Genomic DNA, 17,146 nt, shown 5'->3' on the forward strand with positions numbered 1-17,146 from the left:
TGGAGATTGCCGCCATCGCCGTGGTCAACCGCGACGGCGTTCCCTGTGCTCCCTGCGGAGCCTGCCGCCAGGTGATCTTCGAGTTCGGCCCGAATGCAGTCGTGATCTACAAGAGCAGTAAAGGGGAGATCACGCAGACTCCGATTACGGATTTTCTGCCCGAAGGCTTCCGCCTCGCAGAGTAAGGCAGCAGCAAATGGTAGATGCAATAATCTGGGCCGCTCACAAAAGGGCGGCCCAGACTGCGTGCGGCAAAAGAGCCGAACTGTTGTTTTGCTGAGCCGCCGAGTTTGATTGTCTTCCTAGCGGAGCGACGAAGTCGCGCAGTCGAAGGACTCCTTTTGATCAGCACCGCGCCGGCAACAGGGATCCTTCGGCTCGGGCTTACGCCCTCGCTCAGGAAGACAAAGTTTTGAGTAGCGCACCCTTGGCAGCTTAGTAGCTCAGTGGCTCAGCAGCTACCGCGCCTGTGTTTCAAACTCTGCGTACGACGCTTCCAACCGCCACTGTTGGCGTGCCTTCTCGCTCGCAGCAAGAAACTTTTGGCATCCGGCGCTGATGTTCCTGCTCATTGGACGGTCTACGGCGCAGTCTTTCACGACCGTGAATTTCCTCGCATCCTGCCACAAGCTGGTTCCCGGCAGGAAAGCGTATTGCAGGCTGGTGCGCGCCATCTTCTTCAGCGTCAGGTAATCCAATCCCTGTTCTTCCACGGCCTTGATGTACTCGCGTGTCATCTCCGAACGCGCAACGCCCTCGTCGTCCGTTGCCAGTGCCACGGGCACTCCGTATTTCAGATACATCGCCAGCGGATGCTGCTTGCCCTTCACGCCCAGAATCGCGTCGTTCGAGGTCAGGCAGATCTCCGTCATGATGTTCTTCTTGGCCATGTCGGCTAGCAGTCCGTGGGGATCGTCTTCCCACATGATGTCCACACCATGGCCGATCCGTTCTGCATGTCCCATCTCGATCGACTCGCGGATGTGGAAGCGAAGTCCATCCGGGGGCACGAGTCCCGGCGTGAGTTCGCCCGCGTGCAAGGTGATGTGCACGCTGGGATACATTTCGTGCAGAAAGCTCAGCATCTTCATATGCAGGCGAAAATCGCGCATTGGAATCAGCGCATCTTCGGGCATCACCAGGTTCAGCGATACTACGCGCGGGTCCGCCTGCGCCAGTTCAAAGGCTGTGAGAATCTGTGAGAAGACGCTTTCGCGCGGGAATCCGCGCAGCACCTGGAAGATGTAGCGCGTCTCCACCGCGCATCCCGCTTCGGCGCGCGATTTGTTCGATTCCTTGCAGCGCAACAACTGGTCGCGACGTGCCTCCCACGTATCCAGGCTCTTGCGCGACTGCGTCACCAGTGCGCGGACGCCGTCGGCCAGCATTTTGTCCCTCATGCGGCTGAAGTTGTCGTCCCAGCCGACCTGTGCGCCTACGCCGATTGAGCGAAACTCGTCCGGCGACAGCATCAGCTCCAGGTATTGCACGTTGCCATCGGCCGCACGGGACGCCAGCTCCGCCAGCATGTCGCCATAGCGGCCTACGCCCGCGGGGTCGAACTTTTGGAACGTATCGAAGAAGTGGTCATGCCCAGACTTACTCGACCACGGATATCCGCGCATTGACCAGTTGTCGATCATCTCGCGGTAGAGCACCGGGTCCGTCTGCGCCTGCTTTGCTTCTACCTGCCCGCCTTTGCACGGCGGGGCCGAGAGCGCCAGCGTACTGCGGTCGGCACAAAGGTTCGCCTCCGCCGCCCACTGTATGTAGCTCTCAGCGTATACGGCACCCGTCATATGGTTGTGCAGGTCACCGCCCTTCGGCATTTGGCGCAGGAAGGTCATCAGCAATGATGGCTGTCCCTTGATGCTATCGAAGTGCTTCGCCGTGTGCTGTTCCGGCGTCTCGACCGGAGCCGCAGCCGGAGCCTGAGCCGCCGCCAGGCTGCATGTCAGGAGAGATAAACAAATAACGATGACTGCAAAACGTGCACGCGCGCGCATAAATGATTCCTCCCGGCCAGCACTTCGCCGCTTGCTTCATTAAGGATCAGAGAAGCGCAATCATACGTCAGCAGCAGGCAATCGAGTATGTCAGACTTCAGACTTCAGACGGCAGTCGGCAGATGGCGGAGGCAGACGGAAGTAAGTTGAACGTTCTCTGGGAGGAAAACGCAAGGTGGTTCGACTACGCGCTGCCGCTAGAGGGGCGCTGCGCTCACGATGACGTCGAGTTCGAACTTGCCTTGCACTTCTAATCCCTGGTTACATCCCTTCCAAAGTCTCACGTTTGAAGTCTGAAGTCCGACGTCTGCCGTCTGCCGTCTGCTTTTCGAGCCAACAGCCGACCCTTGGTACCCATCTAATCACTATCTTTAGGTCCAAATGAAGCAGCTTAAATTCTGTACGGCCACACGGCCGCCAAGGGGAAGGAAGGCTACGATGAAGGGAACTAGAAGAATTCCGGGGCTGATTCTTGCGGGACTCGTCATGATTGCGGCGCTTGGCATCGGTCTGCACGCGCAGGATCAGACATATCCGCAGACTCCCGTTCAGAACCCGCCGAACAGCACGGAGCAGAAGACGCCTGTTCAGAATGCACCCAACACCACCAACACACCGGTGTACAACTACCCAAATCAGAGCAGTGCCTCCGGGCAATACGGTGTGATTCCCGCAGGTACCACGATCTCGATCCGTACGGACAATGAGATTAAGGCCGAACAGCCGCAGGTTGGAATGACCTATCCGGCACGGATTTCTGAAGACGTCATTGGCCAAAACGGAGCGGTGCTGATTCCCAGGAACTCGCCCGCACAGATCGCCGTGGTCGATACAGGCCAGGGCACAGGTGGCAAGTCTGATATGGCGCTGGCGGTGCAGTCCGTCACCTTAAACGGACAGACCCGAATGCTGCAGACGAACGCGGTGCAGGGTGAAAATGATCGTGGCCTGGGCGCAAACAAGCGCACCGGCAAATATGTTGGCGGCGGCGCATTGGTCGGTACGCTTCTTGGCGCAATCGCGGGAGGCGGAAAGGGAGCGGCGATTGGCGCTGCAATCGGCGCGGCCGGTGGAGCGGGCGCGCAAGTGCTGACGCGTGGCGACCATATCAATGTTCCCGCCGAGACCGTGCTCACGTTCAAGCTCGACCAGCCGGTTACGCTGCAATAACAGAAGCAGCAGGTAACGAGAATGGCGGTGCAAGCCGCCATTCTCTGGTTCAGGGCCCTCCGCTCTTGAACATTCGCTCAATTCCATCTAGTATCCGTTTTTCTCTACAAAATTTTGAAGTCCCGCTATTTTTTGGAGTCAGGGAAGCGTGTCTGAGCTAAAGGTTCTTTTCACTCGTCAGCAGATTGCAGATCGCGTTGCCGCTATTGGCGCGCAGATCAGTCACGACTACCAGGGCGAACCGGTCGTCCTGCTTGGAGTTCTTAAAGGCGCGGCCATCTTCCTGAGCGATCTCTCGCGCTGCATATCACTCGATGCCACGTTTGACTTTATCTCCGTCTCCAGCTATGGGAACGGGAAGCAGAACAGTGGCGAAGTGAAGATGCTGAAGGATGTCGATCAGTCGATGGAGGGCAGGAACATCATCCTCGTGGAAGACATCCTCGACACCGGCCTGACCCTTTCATACTTGTCGAAGATTCTCAAAGCCCACAAGCCGAAGAGCCTCAAGATTGCGGCGCTGCTCGATAAGGCCGCTCGCCGCGTGCAGCCGATACAAGCCGATTATGTCGGCTTCGAAATTCCCGACGAATTCGTAGTCGGCTACGGCATGGACTACGCCGAACGCTACCGCAACCTGCCAGATATCTGCGTCGTTCCGTAACAGGCTGCTGAAAAATCAAGTTTCGAAACGGCACGTCTTTAGGCGTGCCGTTTCGATTGCTGAAAAGTCAATGATCGCCTAGATGCGCACCATGCCTTTCCCAGCGCCGTCTCGCGACGGCTGGCAAAGGCCGGCACAGCCGCGCAACCCTCGGGTGTAGAATCACTTCTGCATGCCTCAAGGTACTGTTGTGACCAGCAAAGATTCTGTGTCTTCCGTTGCCGTGGATTGGCGTACTGTCGCCCAGCTGATCGACCACACGCTGCTCAAGCCGGAAGCTACGCGCGAACAGGTCTCCAAGCTTTGTGCGGAAGCCGTTAAGTACAACTTCTTCTCCGTGATGGTGAACCCGTCCCAAGTGGCTCATGCCGCCGCGCTGGTCCAGGGTTCAAGGGTCAAGGTGGGCACCGTCATAGGATTCCCCCTGGGCGCCACTACCAGCACGGCTAAGCTGGCCGAGTCCGTGGACGCACTTCGCCTGGGCGCTTGCGAACTCGATATGGTAATCAACGTCGGGGCTCTCAAGTCGGGCGAGCGTATTCTTGTTCAGTCGGAGATTAAGTCTCTGGCCGACGTCGCCCATCGTCACGGCGCTATTCTCAAGGTCATCATCGAAACTGCGCTGCTCACTACGGACGAAAAGATTCTCGCTTGTACCCTCGCAGCCGAAGTTGGCGCGGATTTTGTCAAAACCTCCACGGGCTTTTCGAGCGCGGGCGCGACAGTTGCCGACGTCCAGTTGATGCGCGGCGTCGTGGGTGCCCGGGTTGGCGTGAAAGCAGCGGGCGGTATCCGCAGCGCAAAAGACGTTCTGGCAATGATGGAGGCTGGCGCAACCCGCGTCGGTGCCAGCGCCAGCGTTGCCATCGTTCGCGAACTCGGCGCGCGGGAATAGCGGTTCATATCTCCTCGCCGGGACGGCTGCGGCCGTCCCTTCTTATTTGCCGCAAGCACTTCGTGTGACCCTCGGATTGCGGCCAACATGCGCCGTTTGCGCATCTGCGGCATTCGCGCCATTTCTCAGGTACTACGGAATAAAACGCTCGGGCTTTCACCTGAGTTGTCCAGAATCTACTTCCATCAGGAACTCTGCTGGTTTAGTCTTGAACGTCCTTTCATAGAAAAAGAAGAGCCGTCGCCTCCAAGCGGAGGTCTGGCTCGAATTGTGTGTGCATGCAATTAGTCGAACTCATACGTAAGAAGCGCGACGATCGAGAGCTGACGCGCGAAGAAATCGAGTTCATCGTCTCCGGCTACACGCGAGGCGATTTTCCCGATTACCAGATTTCGGCCTTCCTGATGGCCGCGCTCCTTCGCAAACTTTCGCCCGCAGAAACCGCCGCACTCACCGACGCCATGCTACATTCCGGCGACGTGCTGGATTTCTCCGATCTCCCCGGCTGCAAGGTTGATAAGCACTCGACCGGCGGCGTCGGCGACAAGACTTCGCTAATCCTGTCTCCCGTGGTCGCCGCAGGCGGCCTGCTCGTGCCCATGATTAGCGGCCGCGGACTTGGACACACTGGCGGCACGCTCGACAAACTCGAATCCATTCCGGGCTTCAACGTCAATCTGTCACTCGCCGAGTTCCGCCGCGTTCTGGCCGAAATCGGTTGTGCCATGATCGGCCAGACAGCCGAAGTCGCACCCGCCGACAAGAAGCTCTACGCTCTTCGCGACGTTACCGGAACAGTCGAAAGCCCGTATCTCATCTGCGCTTCCATTATGAGCAAAAAACTGGCGGAGGGCATCGACGCTCTCGTGCTCGACGTCAAGACCGGCTCCGGCGCATTCATGAAGAAACCCGAAGACGCTCAATTCCTGGCCCAACTGATGGTCGAGACCGGCGAGCGCATGGGCAAGAAGATGGTCGCGCTTATCACCGACATGGATCAGCCGCTCGGTAACAAGATCGGCAATTCACTCGAAGTTGAAGAATGCGTTGATGTGCTGAGGGGCGGCGGTCCGGAAGACCTGCGCGGTCTCTCGCTCGAACTCTGCGGATGGATGTTCTTCCTGGGCGGACGCACTGCTTCCGTGGAAGATGGAAAATCGCTGGCTGCGGAGTTGATTGAGAACGGCAAAGCGCTCGATAAGTTCCGAGAGATGGTAGTGATTCAGGGCGGCGATCCGGACTTCATCGAAGACCCTGTTCGGCTGCCGCAGTCGCAACATCGCGCCGCCATCCTCGCCAACTCCGCAGGTTTCGTCACACGGATCGAGTGCGAGCAGGTCGGCATTGCCAGTGTCATCCTCGGTGGCGGCCGCCAGAAGAAGGAAGACGCGGTCGATCCCGCTGTCGGCATCGTTCTGCACAAGAAGGTTGGCGACGCGGTGCGGCGCGATGATTTGCTTTGCACCATTCACTACAATTCCAGCGCCTGTCTGGCGCAGGCAAAGCAGATGCTGCAGGACGCGTACACCATCGGGCCGCACCTTCCCCAGATCGCGCGCCCGCTCGTTCAACAGGTCATTCTGGGCAAATCGCTCGAAGCGCTTACTACGCAATAAGAGGTCTCGATGGGACGTTTTACGGGAGTTCTGGGTCTGCTGGTCATGCTGGGGATCGCTTACGCGTTCTCCACCAACCGTAAGGCCATTCGCCTTCGCACGGTTCTCACGGGCCTCGCCCTGCAACTTGCGTTCGCCTTCTTTGTCCTGAAGTTTGAGTTCGGACGCAACTTGCTGACGGGGGCCGGAGCGGCTGTCAATCGGCTGCTGGAGTTCTCGTTCGCCGGTTCGACTTTCATCTTCGGCGAGCTTGGGCGCAAGGGCTCTTCCATGGGTTTCTACTTCGCCTTCCAGGTGCTGCCGACCATCATCTTCATCGCTGCGTTCTTCGCCATCCTGTACCACTACGGCGTGATGCAGTTCATCATCAAGATTTTCGCGCGCGTCATGACGAAGCTCATGGGCGCCAGCGGAGTCGAATCCCTCAACGTCGCGGCCAGCATCTTCATGGGGCAGACGGAAGCGCCGCTCACCATCCGCCCATTCCTGCCACGCGTCACCCAGTCGGAACTTATGGTCATCATGACCAGCGGCATGGCTCACGTTTCCGGCGGAATAATGGGCGCATACATCCTCAGCGGCATCGAAGCCAAGCACTTACTTACCGCCGTCATCATGACTGCACCCGGCACGATTCTGCTCGCCAAGATGCTGGTCCCTGAAACCGAACATCCCGAAACCGAAGGCAAAGTCGAATTGCTCGATGGCGAGGAGAAACAGGAGAATGTGCTCGCTGCCGCTGCCAAGGGCACAACCGACGGACTCGGTCTGGCGATCAACGTCGCCGCCATGCTCATCAGCTTCCTCGCGCTAATCGCGCTTATCAACGGATGCCTCGGCGGCACGCACAACTTCCTCGCCAATCACGGCTTCGGATGGTTCCCGCGTAGCCTGGAGACGATCTTCGGCGTGATCTTCGCGCCCATCGCATTCGTCATTGGCATCCCCTGGAAGGACTGCCTCTCCATTGGCAACCTGCTAGGCACGCGCATGGTGCTGAACGAGTTGGTAGCGTTCACCATGCTGGGTACGCAGAAAGCGATGCTCGATCCACGCTCGGTAACGATTGCGACCTTTGCGCTCTGCGGATTTGCCAATATCAGCTCGATTGGCATACAGATCGGCGGACTAGGCGCACTGGCTCCAAACCGTCGTGGCGATCTCGCCCGCCTCGGCTTCCGCGCTATGATTGCGGGAACCATGGCCAACCTTATGTCAGCTTCCATCGTGGGAATCTTCTTATGAGTTCAGCCGCAGACAAGAAGCAGGTGGCCTTGTTGGACGAGTACGCGCAAGCCGAACAGGCGGCGAAGTACGTGCTGGCGTGCATAGCGGAAAAGGGACTGGCAGTCCCCAGCCTGGCAATTGTGCTCGGTTCGGGACTCGGCGACTTCGCCAACGATCTTGAGGATTCCGTAGCCATTCTCTACGAGCAGATTCCCGGTTTTCCGCACTCCACTGCCATCGGACACGCTGGACGGTTGGTCGTGGGCAAACTCGGCGACGTTGTCGTTGCCGCCATGCAGGGACGCGTACACCAGTACGAGGGATACACCGCGAAACAGGCTGCTTTTCCCGTGCGCGTTTTCGGACTTATGGGCTTAAAGGCGGTCATACTCACCAACGCTGCCGGCGGCATCAATCCCAAGTACGGGCAGGGCGCACTCGTTCTGCTGACGGATCACATCAATCTGCAGGGCGCAAACCCGCTCAGCGGTCCAAATGAAGAGCGCTTCGGTCCGCGCTTTCCCGATATGAGCGAGGCCTATACAAAGGCGTTTCGCGAGATCGCCCTCGAAGAAGCCAAGTCGCTCGGCATCGACTTGCAGCAAGGCGTGTACGCCGCGCTTGCCGGGCCGAGCTACGAGACTCCGGCGGAGATTCGCTACCTGCGCGCCATCGGCGCCGACCTCGTCGGGATGTCAACCGTGCCAGAAGTGATCGTTGCGCGGCACATGGGCCTAAAGGTCATGGCCATCTCCTGCGTCACCAATATGGCCGCAGGGCTTTCGGACCACATCATCAATCACGAAGAAGTTTTAGAGACAGGCAAGCGCGTGCGTGGCGTCTTTCTTGCGCTCCTCACGCGAACGATTCCGCGCATCGCACGGGCGGTCGCGTCCAACGCGAAGTAGGTAACGGAACAGCAGCAGACACGACGAACGTCGAGAACCGCCAGCACAACAGGCTCAAGAGGCAATGAAACCTTACTTTATCGGAATCGCCGGTCCATCGTGCGCGGGCAAGAGTTACCTCTCCAAACACATTGCCGAGCAACTCAAGGCCGGCATGGTCCATCTGGACTCCTATTACTCCAGCCTTTCGCACATGAGCCTGGTGCAGCGCGCGCACGCCAATTTCGACTGTCCCGAGTCGCTTGACGCTCCACTGCTCATCGAGCACGCTCGCCAGCTAAGCCGTGGCATCGCCATCGAAAAGCCGGTTTACGATTTCACCACGCACTCGCGCACACTTGAAACCGAACGCGTCGAACCCACAGAGTTCATCATTATCGAAGGCCTGTTCGCTCTGCATTGGGAAGACATTCGCAAGCTCCAGGGCACCAAGGTTTACGTCGATCTTGGGGAGGAAGTCTGCCTGGAGCGCCGCATAGAACGCGATATCCGCGAGCGCGGACGCACCCGCGAATCCGTTCTTGAGCAATACCACACGACGGTGCTTCCGATGGCGAAGCAATACGTGCACCCCACTCGCCTCTTCGCAGACCTCGTCGTGACCGGCAATGACGACATCATGAACGAAGTCGCCGTCGTGATGCAGCACATCCGTTCCAACGCCGCCGCGCGTTCGTAAACGACTCAGCCAACCTCAGGACAAGTGCAACCAACAAAGAAGCGGCAGCGCTTTCACGCTGCCGCCGAGTGAGTTCTTTGTCCCGGTTACCCGGGTTTGTGTTTAGAACTCGTAACGAGCCGCGAACTGAACCTGGCGCTCACGATACACGGTGTTACCTGCTGCCGTGTACTTCATGAACCCCGAGTTGTAGTTCAGTGTCGTGCCGTTCAAGCTATACGCCTTGTCGTCGAGTTCCGTGATGTTCTGACGGTTGAAGAGGTTGAACGCTTCAGCCAGCAGTTCTATACGGTGACCTTCCTTGATCTGGAAGCGCCGCGACAAGCGAAGATCAACATTCTCCGTGCGCGGATAGTGGAAGTTGTTGCGACCCAGCACAGGGATGCGTGCTGCACCGCCGGCGCCAAGGAGGCCCGTGCTAGTGCTGCCCGGGGCGTTACCGCTGACGAAAGGCGTAAACGGCTTGCCGGTCGAGATCGAGACGACGGGAGCGATCGTCCAGCCATTCAGAACGGCCTTGACGAATGCGCCCTTGTTCTCGAAGTACTGAGGCGACCAAACGATGCTGCTCACGAAACGGCGGCGAATATCGAAGTTCGAGCTGCCGCGTTCGCCTTTCAGATCGTATGGGTTCAGTACCGAGTTCCCGGTGGTGAACGTCTGCGAGCTCTGACCCGCGTCGATGGCGTGCGCCCAGGTGAAGTTGTTCTGGAACTGCAAGCCCTTCGAGAAGCGGCGGTTCAACTGCACAGACAGTGCGTTGTAGTCGGAGTCGACCAGTCCTTCGATGTTGGTGATGCGACCGAAGGCAGCGTTCGGACGCACGCCCTTGAAGACCGGGACCGTGACCGTCTGACCGGCCAGAGGCCCGCCGTTGACCGTGTAGGCCTGTGTCGCCGTTGGCGCGCTCAGGTTGCGGTCCACGTACATCGGCAGGAAGTCGCCCTTGCTGTACATCCACGAGAGCGTCATGACCGTGTTGGAGCCAAGGTCGCGCTCGAAGATCATGTCAGCCTGCTGGATACGCGGGTTCTGCATCGAGTCGCCGAAGACGACGACATCGCTCCTGCCACTGCTGCTGCCGCTCGTTTGCACGTTCGGATAGACCGGTGAACCTGCATCCGTGCCCTTCCACTGAACCTGCATCTGGCCAGTCGGCATGCCAGTGTTGGTGATGGCGTTTGAGATGGTCGAGTTGATGATGCGTCCGAAGTAGACGCCGTAACCGCCACGAAGTGCGGTCTTGCCGTCGCCAAAGATGTCCCATGCGAAACCGACGCGCGGGCCAACGTTGTTTTTGTCGGACGGGAACTTCGCGCTCTGCGGCAGAGCCGGGTTCGGGATCTGCGGGTCAGGCAGTTGCTGATACTCGTAGCGGACGCCGAGATTCAAGGTCAAGCGCGGCGCAACACGCCAATCATCCTGCACGAAGAAGTTGTAGTCCCAGGTGCGGAACTCGAACCTGGTGGGTCCAAAACCTTGCGAAAAGGTGTTGTATCGCTTCTGCGAAGGGGCGGAGTAGTCGGTCAGGAAGTCGACCAGGGAGTTGTAAGCGTACACGCCGCTTTCCTGATAAAGGTTATCGAGCACATCGTTGACGCGGTTGACGTCTGCGCCAAACTTCACAAGGTGCTTGCCGATCGCCCAGGTTGTGCTGTTCGCCCACTGCAGGCGACGCTCATCCGGATACGCCCTGCGCTCCAGGAAGTTGGGCTTGCCCAGGTAGATGCCCGAGCTGGTGCTGATGTTAACCGAGGGAGAGCTGCCGCCGACACCGGTTGTAGGTTCGCCGGGGCCAACAGGCTGGCTGCTCTGGAATTCGAAGTCGCGGCCCCACTGGAACCGGAATTCGTTCGAAACAGTGTTCGTTACCGCCGAAGACAGGCGAGCGGTAAAGGAATCAACCTTCACGCCATCGTCGCCCCAACTGGCAATACCGCGGTTCAAAACTGGCTGGCTCTGAACGCCTGCCGGAGAGTTCCAACGCATACGGTTGTAGCTGACTGCCAATGTATTGCTCTCGTTGATGCGCCAGTCGAGCTTGGGGAAGTAGATGTTCTGGTCGCCCTTGCGGGGAACAACGCCCGTCAAGCCGCGTACGTACGCCAAGCCGGCATTCGTCTGAGTCTGCGTAATGCCACGGCAGAACAGGATTTCACCAGCTACCGTGGTTGCCGTGCCGGCTGCGCCAGGGCAAACCTTGCCGGCTGACACTGCGGTGGCAACCGTGATCGGGTTCAGGAAGGCCGGGTCGGCCGTCGCTGCAACGCCAGGATAGTTACGCTTCTGCTGGTCGTAGCTAAAGAAGAAGAACAGCTTGTCCTTCACGATCGGACCGCCCAGCGTGCCGCCGAACTGGTGACGGCGATCTTCGGGCTTCAGAGGCGTTGTGACCGCCGCGCCGTTGACCAGCGTGGTGATCTTTGTGAACGGGTTGGTCGCGCCAAGCTCGTTGTCGCGAATGTAGTAGAACGCGCTGCCATGCAGTTGGTTCGTACCGCTCTTCGTGACCGAGTTCACCACGCCACCTGCCGCGCGGCCGTATTCGGCCGAGAAGTTCGAGGTGTTCACCTGGAACTCGCGGATGGAAGCCTGGCTGATAACGTAGCTCGCGCGTGTGCGGCCGCGCTCTTCCGAGAAGAAAGCCTGGTTGTTGTCGCCGCCATCGATGGTGCTGTTGTTCAACAAGCCGGAGATGCCGCGGAAACTGATCAATCCGTAGTTGCCGTCCGGCGTCGCGCCCGGGGTCAGCAGCGCGAAGTTGGACCAGCGACGGCCGTTGATGGGCAGTTCATTGATCGATGTTTCGTTGATGTTGTGAGCAAAATCCTGCTGCACGGTGTTAATCTGCGGAGCTTCGCTGACGACTTCGACCGTCTCGCTCTTCGCGCCTGCGGTCAACGCGATTTCGAGTTCGGTAACGCGGCCGACTTCGACAATGACGCCCTGCCGCTTCAAGCCCGCAAAGCTGGATGCTTCTACCGTGACTGTATAAGTGCCGGGTTGCAGACGCACGACGCGGAATTTGCCCTCGTTGTCCGTCACCAGCGACTTCTGCTCGTTCGTTCCGTTGTTAACGATCGTGATCTTCGCGCTCGGAACAACAGCATGGGACGCATCCGTCACCGTGCCACCAATCGCGCCGTCAGTCGTTGACTGTGCCAACGCCGCAAGCTGCATCGTGATACACATCAGCATCACAACTACAACTCGCGACAGCCAGTTCTTGCTAACTCTGCTCATCTGTCGCTCTCCTGAATTTCCCCCACCCCGCCTGCGCCCTGCACGCCGGCGGAGACTACCGTTCATATTCTGTCTGGCTCTCGTTTTGCAGCCGGTAAGGTTCTGTTTCCTCGCCCTCTCGATCATTCGACAATCTTCGAGGACCGGACACACACTTGTGCGAACTTCCTGGGAAACGGTAAGTATCTCTATGGAATCGCACTCTGAATTAAATCACGGTTCCGGTACTCTGAAAATCAAATGTTGATGAATCAAGGGTTTGCACCACATTCGTGGCAATTACGCAGGAACTCAGCCGATTTCGCTGGTTACCCCTGATTAAGGTTTTTTAGTCCAAAAACAGGGCCTTTCCGTGCCACGAATTGAGGTTGTTTCGAGCGGGCGAACCGTATGCTGGGCCACGGCCTCATTTACAATCAGCGGAGAAGAATGCTCGGAAACGTTTTCTCTGGGAACGGCACGACTCGTCAATTTGGTGCATCCTTGTATCTTGGTCCGAAACACGTGCACAGCAAACGGACACCTCCCGGACGAAAGCCGTTTCGCACAGCATCATCCCGCGGATATTCCAAAATCTATGGGCCGGTCTTGGAGTTGCCATGTCCGGTGCTCATCGAGCAGAGCGGGCATTGAGGCCCAATACCTATGTTGTCGTCTAATTTTTTGAGTCAGGTGGAACCCACAGAGGTTCTCCGGGAAGCCATCCTCCGGCACATACGCTACACACTTGTGCGTGGTAATGAGAGTCTGTCCTCTTCCGAGCTGTTCGTGCCTGTCTCGCTCGCCGTTCGCGACCAGTTGGTCGACCGCATGTTGCAGACCGGGCAGCGTTACCAGCGCAACGGCGCCAAGCGTCTCTATTACCTCTCGATGGAATTCCTGATGGGCCGCCTTCTGGGCGACACCTTGTGCAATCTCCGGCTCACCGAACTTATGCGCGACGTGCTTGCCGATATGGGCGTCGCTCTTGACGACGTGCTGGACAGTGAGCCCGATGCGGGCTTAGGTAACGGCGGTCTTGGACGCCTCGCGGCCTGCTTTCTCGAGTCGCTCGCCACGCTCGGCATGCCCGGCTATGGTTACGGCATTGATTATGAATACGGCCTCTTCCGCCAGGAGATCGCCAACGGGTTTCAACGTGAAAAGCCGGATCAGTGGAAGGCGAAGGGCACTCCGTTCCAGATTTTGCGCGCGGAAGAAGCGATCGTCATTCCGATTTACGGACGTGTTGAGAACACGCGCGATGGCGAAGGTAACTACCGTCAGCGCTGGAGCGATTACAAGGTCGTTGTCGGCGTGCCCACAGATATGCCCGTTGCCGGTTACAACGGTGCCACTGTCAATCTGCTACGCCTGTTCAGCGCACGCTCGTCGGAGGACTTTGACATAGAGATTTTCAACCGCGGCGACTACATCCGCGCGGTCGAACAGAAGATTGCGAGCGAAAACATTTCGCGCATTCTCTATCCTTCCGACTCCGCCGTTGCCGGCAAGGAGCTCCGCCTGCTACAGGAGTATTTCCTCGTCGCCTGCGCAATTGGCGACATCGTGCGGCATTACCTGAAATCGCATACTGATTTCGAGCAGTTTCCGTCACAGGTTGCAATCCAGATGAACGACACGCATCCGGCGCTTGCCGTCGCCGAATTGATGCGCGTGCTCATCGACGACCACCAGCTCGACTGGACGCACGCCTGGGAGATCACGCAAAAGACGCTTGCCTACACCAATCACACGCTGCTTCCGGAAGCGCTCGAGAAGTGGAGCGTGTCGCTGCTGGAGCGCGTGTTGCCGCGGCACACGCAGATCATTTTCGGCATCAACCACCAGTTCCTGCGTTCGCTCGCCGCCTTCTCCTGGGTAGACGCCGAGAAGCTGCGCCGCATGTCCATCGTCGAGGAAGGGCATGAGAAGCACGTGCGCATGGCGCACCTGGCTATCATCGGTTCGCACGCCGTGAACGGCGTTTCGCAGCTCCATAGCGATCTCATCAAGAGTTCGCTCGTGCCCGAATTCGCGAAGCTCTGGCCGGACAAGTTCAGCAACAAAACGAACGGCGTGGCGCCGCGGCGCTGGCTGCTCAAGGCGAATCCGTCCTTGTCGAAGTTGCTCTGTCGCACCATCGGCGAAAACTGGATTACCGACCTGGGCCACATACGCGAGCTGGAGCAACACGCCGAATCGCCTGAATTCCAGGCTGAGTTCAGCGCCGTCAAACGGCAGAACAAGCTCAAGCTGGCGCGCATCATCAAGGAGCAGACTGGCGTCATTGCCGATCCCGACTCCATGTTCGATGTGCAGATTAAGCGCATCCACGAGTACAAACGCCAGTTGCTGAACCTGCTGCACATCGTGCACGACTACCTGCGCGTGGTGGAGGACGGCGAGCAGCTTGCGGTTCCGCGCACTATCATATTCGCTGGCAAAGCTGCTCCCGGATACTGGGCCGCCAAGCAGATCATCAAGCTCATCCACAACGTCGCCGACGTGGTAAATAATGACCGGCGTCTAGAGGGGCGCCTGAAGGTCGCGTTCATGCCCGATTACCGCGTGTCATTAGCGGAAGCCATCATCCCGGCGGCCGACCTGAGCGAGCAGATATCTACCGCCGGTATGGAAGCCAGCGGCACCGGCAACATGAAACTGACTACGAACGGCGCGCTCACCGTTGCTACCTATGACGGCGCCAATATCGAAATCATGGAAGAGGTCGGCGCCGAGAACATCTTTATTTTTGGGCTTCGCGCGAGTGAGATCAGCATCATGCAGCAGAATGGTCTTTATAATCCGCGCCAGATCTACGACACCAATCCCCAGGTGCATCGCATCCTGGACGCCTTTATCTCCGACCGGTTCTCGCCGCAGGAACCAGGCATGTTCCGCTGGATATTCGACGAACTGGTCAATCGCGGCGATCGCTATTTCCATGTCGCCGATCTACCTGCTTACATCGCCATCAATGCCGAGATCGATCGCGACTTCCAGGATCGCCCCACCTGGCTTCGCAAAGCCATACTGAATACTGCGCGTTCCGCCAAGTTCTCCAGCGACCGCACAATCCGCGAGTACGCCAACGACATATGGGGCATCCGGTCTTATGAGCCGCAACCCGCTCCTGTAATCTACACAATGGCAGCCACCGGAGCCGCGCCCACCGTGCTCGTCCAAGGTGTTTCGGTTGCTGATGAACTGGAACCGGCTCGCAGGTCGGAGGTGTCCGAAGCGATCCCACAGTTTGGGGCAGCCACGGACTCCACGACAGCCGAGCTCCCAGCCGACTAGACGTACCAGTGGGTACCAGCATCGCACTGGTTCCTGACGCAAGCTTCCTTGCCTTGACTAGCCCCAAACGCGCAGGCGTTCTTCAAGGCTTTCGGTACTCCTCCTGCACGTAGCCAGGAATGGACGGTTGGTGATCTCAGGGGAGTCTATGACGATCCTGGGGACCCGAGTCTCCTGCTAGGTTTTCCCGACAACCAGCTTGTGTTCAATAGATCAGCTACGCCGTTCCATCGAATGCCGACGGCGGCGCTCCGCAGAACACGTACAGCTTGGTCGGCCGCCTCGATTGGAACCTCAGCGACCGTACACAGATTTTTAGCCGCTACGGCGTAGAGCGCCAGTCCTTCTTCGCCGGTTCCAATGGTGACAGCCCATACAGCGGATACAACACTGGTGAGAACATCTTTGATAACAACCTTCTTGTTTCAAACCGACCTCGGTTGCTCTGGTGCCGCTTCTCGCGAACTTTGTTTATGTGGAGCGGATGCCCTCGCCTGCGGCCCTGGCCGCCTCAGCGATCTCCTGCATCGGCAGGTTCAATCGCCTCCACGCATGGAAGCCGCCTTCCAGTGGCCGCACACGAGTGATTCCGTATCTTCGCAGTTGCAGCGCCGCACGGGCGCTGGTCGCTTCGTTCGGTCAGGTGCAGTACAGCACGATGTCGCGATCGCGCGGAATCTCGTTGTGCCGGCTTTCGAGTTGTTCCGGAGTCATGCGAATCGCTCCCGGCAATATGCGCGGATCGGGCAAGTAGTCCAGCGGATGCCGCAGATCAACGATTGCCAATTCCTCGTGGGCGTCCATCTTTGACAGCAACTCTTGCGGAGTAATGCGGTCTGCTCCCAGGCTTCGCACGAATCGGCGGCGCTCACGGAACTTCAGTGCAACGTAGGCTGCCAGCGCCAGTGCGACCAGCACGACCATGCCTGTGCCGAACTGCGTGGCGTACGCGGCGATGGCTTCCAGTTGATGGCTGAAGATGTATCCCGCACCCACGAACGTAGCTGCCCACAGCAGGGACCCCGCCGCATCGAGCTGCAGAAATCGCCGTAGGCTCATACCGAACATTCCCGCCACAGGCGGCGCTGCCGTGCTCAGTCCCGGGATGAATTTTGCGAACAGCAGGGAACGCGCACCATGCCTTTCGAACAACCCCTCGGCCCGTCGCACGCAGGAGTCGGGTTCAAGCGCAATGCGGCACAGCACGCTCAGCACAGACGCGCCCTTTTGTCGTCCGAACTGGTACCAGACCAGATCGCTGGCTAGTGCCGCACATACAGCTAAGAGCAGCGCCATGGCCAGGCTCATTTTTCCATCGCCCGCCAGCGCTCCTGCTGCAATTAAGATCGGCACCGCCGGCACGGGCACGCCCAATTGTTCGGCCAGCACCCAGACGAATAGCACCGCGTATCCGTGCCGCACCACGAAATCGATAGTCTCGCTCATTACGCCAACA

12 protein-coding genes are annotated in these 17,146 nt (G+C 58.6%); 9 read left to right on the forward strand and 3 right to left on the reverse strand.

What is annotated here, in order from left to right; translation table 11 throughout:
- Positions 1–185, forward strand: a 185-nt coding sequence (locus tag VN622_12780) for a cytidine deaminase (protein ID HWR36736.1), incomplete at its 5' end; no start/stop codon positions are given.
- Between the two features lie 273 nt (positions 186–458).
- Here the strand turns inward: VN622_12780 and VN622_12785 are convergent.
- Positions 459–2,006, reverse strand: a complete 1,548-nt coding sequence (locus tag VN622_12785; GenBank protein ID HWR36737.1) for an adenosine deaminase — start codon at positions 2,004–2,006, stop codon at positions 459–461.
- A 438-nt stretch (positions 2,007–2,444) separates the two neighbouring features.
- Here VN622_12785 and VN622_12790 point away from each other — a divergent pair, with 438 nt between their 5' ends.
- The 7 genes from VN622_12790 to udk all read left to right on the forward strand — a co-directional run bounded on the left by VN622_12790 (position 2,445) and on the right by udk (position 9,165).
- Complete coding sequence (locus tag VN622_12790) at positions 2,445–3,176, forward strand: hypothetical protein (GenBank protein HWR36738.1); 732 nt, start codon at positions 2,445–2,447, stop codon at positions 3,174–3,176.
- Between the two features lie 148 nt (positions 3,177–3,324).
- On the forward strand, positions 3,325–3,840 hold the full coding sequence (hpt, locus tag VN622_12795; protein ID HWR36739.1) for a hypoxanthine phosphoribosyltransferase: 516 nt from the start codon (positions 3,325–3,327) through the stop codon (positions 3,838–3,840).
- Between the two features lie 172 nt (positions 3,841–4,012).
- Positions 4,013–4,735: a deoxyribose-phosphate aldolase gene (deoC, locus tag VN622_12800; GenBank protein HWR36740.1), complete on the forward strand. Its 723-nt coding sequence runs from the start codon at positions 4,013–4,015 to the stop codon at positions 4,733–4,735.
- Positions 4,736–5,013: 278 nt separating this feature from the next.
- Positions 5,014–6,351 (forward strand): thymidine phosphorylase, encoded by a 1,338-nt coding sequence (locus tag VN622_12805; GenBank protein HWR36741.1) that lies wholly within the window; start codon positions 5,014–5,016, stop codon positions 6,349–6,351.
- Positions 6,352–6,360: 9 nt separating this feature from the next.
- On the forward strand, positions 6,361–7,596 hold the full coding sequence (locus VN622_12810; GenBank protein HWR36742.1) for a nucleoside transporter C-terminal domain-containing protein: 1,236 nt from the start codon (positions 6,361–6,363) through the stop codon (positions 7,594–7,596).
- On the forward strand, positions 7,593–8,486 hold the full coding sequence (locus VN622_12815; protein ID HWR36743.1) for a purine-nucleoside phosphorylase: 894 nt from the start codon (positions 7,593–7,595) through the stop codon (positions 8,484–8,486). The genes VN622_12810 and VN622_12815 overlap by 4 nt, the downstream gene beginning before the upstream one ends.
- Before the next feature lie 64 nt (positions 8,487–8,550).
- Entirely contained in the window at positions 8,551–9,165 is a 615-nt protein-coding gene (udk, locus tag VN622_12820) for a uridine kinase (protein HWR36744.1), read from the forward strand.
- Between the two features lie 102 nt (positions 9,166–9,267).
- Here the strand turns inward: udk and VN622_12825 are convergent, their stop codons facing one another.
- Positions 9,268–12,408 carry a TonB-dependent receptor gene (locus tag VN622_12825; protein HWR36745.1) on the reverse strand — a complete coding sequence of 1,047 codons (3,141 nt, stop codon included), beginning with the start codon at positions 12,406–12,408 and terminating at the stop codon, positions 9,268–9,270.
- A 645-nt stretch (positions 12,409–13,053) separates the two neighbouring features.
- Between VN622_12825 and VN622_12830 the strand changes: the two genes are divergently transcribed.
- The gene (locus VN622_12830) at positions 13,054–15,690 is read left to right on the forward strand and encodes a glycogen/starch/alpha-glucan phosphorylase (protein HWR36746.1); all 2,637 of its coding nucleotides are present in this window, start codon (positions 13,054–13,056) and stop codon (positions 15,688–15,690) included.
- Between the two features lie 639 nt (positions 15,691–16,329).
- Here VN622_12830 and VN622_12835 read toward each other — a convergent pair.
- Positions 16,330–17,136, reverse strand: coding sequence for a VTT domain-containing protein (locus tag VN622_12835; protein ID HWR36747.1), 807 nt, complete (start codon positions 17,134–17,136; stop codon positions 16,330–16,332).
- Positions 17,137–17,146 lie beyond the last annotated feature (10 nt).

It is taken from the genome of Clostridia bacterium, from assembly GCA_035561135.1.
GTDB lineage: Bacteria > Acidobacteriota > Terriglobia > Terriglobales > Acidobacteriaceae > DATMYA01.